This is a genomic window from Bradyrhizobium sp. PRIMUS42 (assembly GCF_023006515.1).
Taxonomy (GTDB): domain Bacteria; phylum Pseudomonadota; class Alphaproteobacteria; order Rhizobiales; family Xanthobacteraceae; genus Bradyrhizobium.
This window is the reverse complement of sequence record NZ_JALBGZ010000506.1, coordinates 1-4,771: the sequence shown is the minus strand read 5'-3', so window position 1 is coordinate 4,771 and position 4,771 is coordinate 1. Positions and strand designations below refer to the sequence as shown.

The window sequence follows — 4,771 nt, the reverse complement described above, 5'->3', positions numbered from 1 at the left end:
AACCAGGTGCCGGAGCTGGCGCTGGCTCGGCCGCGGCCGTCGCGGCTGCTGATTGCCGCCAATCCGTCGCTGCAACGTGCCTCCGCCGAGATCGGCGACACGCTGTTCCTGACGGTTCGCACCGGCAACGACACGCTGTGCGTCGACCGCAGGATCGGCGTCTATCCGATCCAGGTGCTGTCGATCGAGATCGGCGCGCGCCGGCCGCTCGGCGTCTCCAGCGCGGGCGTCGCCATCCTCGCCGCGATGCCGGCGCAGGATGCGCGAAAGATCGTCACAGCGAACGAAAAAAGGTTCGAGGCGTACCAGACCGACGTCGCCGCCGTGATAAGCCATGTCACCACGGCGCGGCGGCGAGGCTACAACATGAGAGAGATCGGCCTCGTGCAGGGCACGAAATCGATCTCGACCTGGATCAAGACCCCGGATGGGCAGCCGGCGGCGGCGATCACGGTCTCCGCCGTTCGGACGAGGCTCGGACCAAGGCGCGAGCAGGAGGTTGCGGAGATATTGCTGCGGGAGGCGCGGATCATCGAGCAGGCCATTCGCGGCTAAGCACGGACGGCGCTGCTTCGCCTCTCCCGCCTGCGGGAGAGGCCGACGCGCTCGCAGAGCGCGGCGGGTGAGGGCTCTCACCACGCAGGGACATCCGCTGCAATCCTCGACAATCCCGACGCGGAGATACCCCCACCCCCAGCCCTCCCCCGCAAGCGGGAGAGGGAGCGCATCGTCTTCACGGCGCTATCAATGGGCTGACTTCGTGCGCCATTTTGTGGCACAACGCCTCCACCACCGACAGACCCAACGAGGCCACGCATGCCCGCGCCAAAACCGCCTGCCTTCGAGACCCTGAGCCTGCATGCGGGCCAGCATCCGGACCCTGCGACCGGGGCCCGCGCGGTGCCGATCTACCAGACCACGTCCTACGTGTTCCAGGACTCCGATCACGCGGCTGCGCTGTTCAACCTGGAGCGCGCCGGCCACATCTATACGCGCATCTCCAATCCGACCACCGGCGTGCTGGAGGAGCGGCTCGCGGCACTGGAGGGCGGCGTCGGCGCGATCTGCACCGCGAGCGGCATGGCCGCGCTGCATCTGGCGATCGCGACGCTGCTCAATGCCGGCGATCACATCGTGGCGTCGAGCTCGCTCTATGGCGGCACCATCAATTTGCTGGCGCACACGCTGCCGCGCTTCGGCATCACCACGACGTTTGTGAAACCGCGCGATCTCGACGCGTTCCGCAGCGCCATCAAGCCGAACACGAAGCTCGTGATCGGCGAGACCATCGGCAATCCGGGGCTGGAGGTGCTCGACATTCCCAAGGTCGCGCAGATCGCGCATGACGCGAAGATTCCGCTGCTGATCGACAACACCTTTGCCACGCCCTATCTGAGCCGTCCGATCGAACTCGGCGCCGACATCGTCATGCATTCCGCGACCAAATGGATCGGCGGCCACGGCATCGCGATCGGCGGCGCCATCGTCGACGGCGGCCGGTTCGACTGGCGCGCATCGGGAAAGTTCGCCGTGCTGACCGAGCCCTATGGCGGCTATCACGGCATCGTCTTCGACGAGCAGTTCGGTACGGCCGCCTTCATCATGCGCGCGCGCACCGAGGGCCTGCGCGATTTCGGCGCCTGCCTGTCGCCGACCAACGCGTTCCAGCTGCTGCAGGGCGTCGAGACGCTCGGCGTGCGCATGGACCGCCACATGCAGAACACGCATCTCGTGCTGGAGGCACTGAAGTCCAACAAGGCCGTCGACTGGGTGCTGCATCCCTCGCTGGAGACGCACACGGACTATCAGCTCGCAAAGCAGCTCCTGCCCCGCGGCGCCGGCTCGATCATCTCCTTCGGCATCAAGGGCGGGCGACCCGCGGGCCGCAAGTTCATCGAGAGCCTGCGCATGATCAGCCATCTCGCCAATGTCGGCGACGCCAAGACGCTGGTGATCCACCCGGCCTCGACCACGCATCAGCAGATGGATTCCGAACAGCTCAAGGCTGCCGGCATCGGCGAGGAGCTGGTGCGGCTGTCGGTCGGCATCGAGACCGCGAGCGACATCATCGACGATCTCGCCCAAGCGCTGCGCATCTCGCAAAAGGTCTGACACCATGAATCTCTCCGTCAACGGCGTTGATGTGTTTGTCGCAACCGGCGGCCGCGACTTCGACAAATCCCTGCCCGCGGTCGCCTTCATCCATGGCGCCGGCTTCGACCATTCGAGCTGGGCGCTGCATACGCGCTGGTTCGCCCATCACGGCTTTGCCGTGCTGGCACCTGATCTCCCCGGTCACGGCCGCTCGGCCGGACCTTCGCTCCGCAGCATCGCAGAGATGGCCGACTGGACGGCGGCGCTGCTCGACGCGGCTGGCAGCTCGAAGGCGCATCTGATCGGCCATTCCATGGGATCGCTGATCTCGCTGGAGACCGCCGCGCGGCATCCCGACAAGGTGTCCGCGCTGAGCCTGATCGGCACTGCCGCGACCATGACGGTCGGCCCGGATTTGCTGAAGGCAGCCGAGGCCAACTCGCAGGACGCAAACGATATGGTGTCGATCTGGGGCCTTGGCTTCAACGCGGAGCTCGGCGGCAGTCTCGCGCCGGGCCTATGGATGCATGGCGGCGCGCAGGCGGTGCTGAAGGCTTGCGAACCCGGCGTGCTGTTCAGGGATTTGTCGGCCTGCAATGCCTACGCGAATGCGCTTGCCGCCGCCGCGAGCGTGAAGGTGCCGACAACGCTGATCCTCGGCGAGCGGGACATGATGACACCGGCGAAGGCCGGCAAGGCTCTCGCTGCGGCAATCCCGCATGCGAAGACCGTCCTGGTGCCGGGCGCCGGTCACATGATCATGGCCGAGCGCCCTGATGAACTGCTGGCCGCCTTACGGAACTGAAAAGGATCAATCGTCCGCGCCCGTCGAAGCTGATCAGCTCAAACGCCTCCCCCGCTCGGAGAACACCGCGCGTGCGGCGCGTTCGGCCTCGCGCGCCGAGCGGAACTGGCGGCCTTCGAGGCTGTCGAATAGGCGCTCGGAGGAGAAGAAGCGGAAGCCGCGTGCATCTCGCGTGACGATGCCGGCGGCGAGGTCGTGGATCTCGATGATGTAGGCGTTCGACTGGGTCTGGGGCATGGCTGCTCGTTCGCCGATGGCTCGGCGTTCCTGTTTGGGGATTCTTGGTGCTGGGAGGTGCTAGGAGGCGGTCAGCAACAACAACAGGCGCCCGTGGCCGCCGAGACACAGCGCCTCGTCATGCACGCATGCATGTCATCAGGATTGCGCTGGTGATCGGTTCTCATATCGCAGCTTGGGCTCGAGAAGCAGTTTCAATGCTCCGAATATCGAGCGATTAATGCGTTCGGTCAATGAAATGGCTATCCATATTTGTCGTGAGCGCGCTGGGGCGTTTCTCTCGCAGCAAGCGCCGACAGGCGGATTCATCTCGCGCGGCCGACATCGGCTGCGACGATATGCTGGGCTTTGTAGGGTGGGCAAAGCGAAGCGTGCCCACCATGTGCGTGTAACTGGAGAGAGTTCGCGGGCACGGCGCAAGTGCGCCTTTGCCCACCCTACGATTCTTTTCGTGAGGAGAGAGACCCCTCACCCAAGAAAGGTCACCACATCGTCGCGGCCGCGCGGGCGGGCCAGGCGCGATCGTATTCTTCGCCGCCGACCTTATTCTCGCTCATCTCGGCGAGGATCTGGCCGGGCGTTGGCAGCGTCTTCGGGTCGACGCGCTTGTCGGGATTCCAGAGGTCGGAGCGCACGATGGCGCGGGCGCACTGGAAGTAGATTTCGTCCACATTCATCACCATGACGCTGCGCGGCGCCTTGCCTTCGACCTTGAACGAGGCCAGCAGTTCGGGATCGACCGAGAGATGGGCGCGGCCGTTGACGCGGGTCGCGTTGCCGGAGCCGGGGATCAGAAACATCAGCGACACCCTGGGATCGCGCACGATGTTGCGCAAGGAATCGACGCGGTTGTTGCCACGGCGATCCGGCAGCATCAGCGTCTTGGGATCGTGGATGCGGACGAAGCCGGGCAGATCGCCACGCGGCGAGCAGTCGATCCCTTCCGGCCCAATGGTGGCGAGCGCCGCGAACGGCGCCTTCTCGATGAAAACCCGATAGAGCGGCGTGACGTGGTCTGCGACTTTCACGGTCGAGGCATCGTTGGTGACGCCGTAGATGGCCTCCAGCTGTTCGACCGTTTCGATCACCGACATTCCGTTCTCCTTGCCGTACCGGCTATTCCTGCCAGCCTTGATTCCTGATCACGCGCAGGAGCTGGCGGCTATGATAGTCCGCGGTGCCGGCGTTGAGGATGGTGACATCGGCAGGCGTCGAGGCGTTGTCGACGCTGCGGGTGAGGCGCTCGGCGATGTTGCCGTCGCTGTGCCGCGCGCGCGCGGCAAGCCGGGCGGCCAACATCTCCGGTGGCGCAGTGACCGCGACCACCACGACATTCCCATAGGTCTGGCGAAGTGCGGAGATCACCGTGCGCGAGACGTTGACGACGACCGTGCGCTCGGCGCGGATATCGTCGTTGATCCCGGTCGACAAGGCGTAGGAGTGCCCGTGCGCCTCCCAATGCACCGCGAAATCGCCGTGCTCGCGCGCACGACGGAATTCGTCTGATGTCACCGCGATGTTGTCCTCGTCGGCGGAGGATTCGCGCGTGACGACACGGCGCGGAAAGACGACGCTGGGGTCATCGACGCACGCCGCCCGCGCCAGTCGCAGCAGCGTGTCCTTGCCGGCGCCGCT

6 protein-coding genes are annotated in these 4,771 nt (G+C 65.6%); 3 read left to right on the top strand and 3 right to left on the bottom strand.

Annotation, left to right across the window (positions count from 1 at the left end):
* The 3 genes from MOV75_RS27890 to MOV75_RS27880 form a co-directional block, all read left to right on the top strand.
* On the top strand, nucleotides 1-555 hold a 555-nt coding region (locus tag MOV75_RS27890), incomplete at its 5' end, for an IclR family transcriptional regulator (protein ID WP_247006961.1).
* 261 nt (nucleotides 556-816) lie between these two features.
* Entirely contained in the window at nucleotides 817-2,112 is a 1,296-nt protein-coding gene (locus MOV75_RS27885; protein WP_246930846.1) for an O-acetylhomoserine aminocarboxypropyltransferase, read from the top strand.
* 4 nt (nucleotides 2,113-2,116) lie between these two features.
* Complete coding sequence (locus MOV75_RS27880) at nucleotides 2,117-2,899, top strand: alpha/beta fold hydrolase (protein WP_246930843.1); 783 nt, start codon at nucleotides 2,117-2,119, stop codon at nucleotides 2,897-2,899.
* A 33-nt stretch (nucleotides 2,900-2,932) separates the two neighbouring features.
* On the opposite strand, the gene MOV75_RS27875 is transcribed toward MOV75_RS27880, so the two are convergent.
* From MOV75_RS27875 to phnN, 3 genes are all read right to left on the bottom strand, one after another.
* Complete coding sequence (locus tag MOV75_RS27875) at nucleotides 2,933-3,136, bottom strand: hypothetical protein (RefSeq protein WP_246930840.1); 204 nt, start codon at nucleotides 3,134-3,136, stop codon at nucleotides 2,933-2,935.
* A gap of 482 nt (nucleotides 3,137-3,618) precedes the next feature.
* A complete protein-coding gene (locus tag MOV75_RS27870) occupies nucleotides 3,619-4,230 on the bottom strand; it encodes a pyridoxamine 5'-phosphate oxidase family protein (protein WP_246930838.1) in 612 nt (203 codons plus the stop codon).
* Nucleotides 4,231-4,252: 22 nt separating this feature from the next.
* Nucleotides 4,253-4,771: phosphonate metabolism protein/1,5-bisphosphokinase (PRPP-forming) PhnN (gene phnN / locus MOV75_RS27865; protein WP_247006959.1), on the bottom strand; the 519-nt coding region annotated here is incomplete at its 5' end.

Bases quoted from the DNA above. Each gene is read 5' to 3' on its own strand.
- MOV75_RS27885 (WP_246930846.1), top strand. From the start codon at position 817: ATGCCCGCGCCAAAACCGCCTGCCTTCGAGACCCTGAGCCTGCATGCG.
- MOV75_RS27880 (WP_246930843.1), top strand. From the start codon at position 2,117: ATGAATCTCTCCGTCAACGGCGTTGATGTGTTTGTCGCAACCGGCGGC.
- MOV75_RS27875 (WP_246930840.1), bottom strand. From the start codon at position 3,136: ATGCCCCAGACCCAGTCGAACGCCTACATCATCGAGATCCACGACCTC.
- MOV75_RS27870 (WP_246930838.1), bottom strand. From the start codon at position 4,230: ATGTCGGTGATCGAAACGGTCGAACAGCTGGAGGCCATCTACGGCGTC.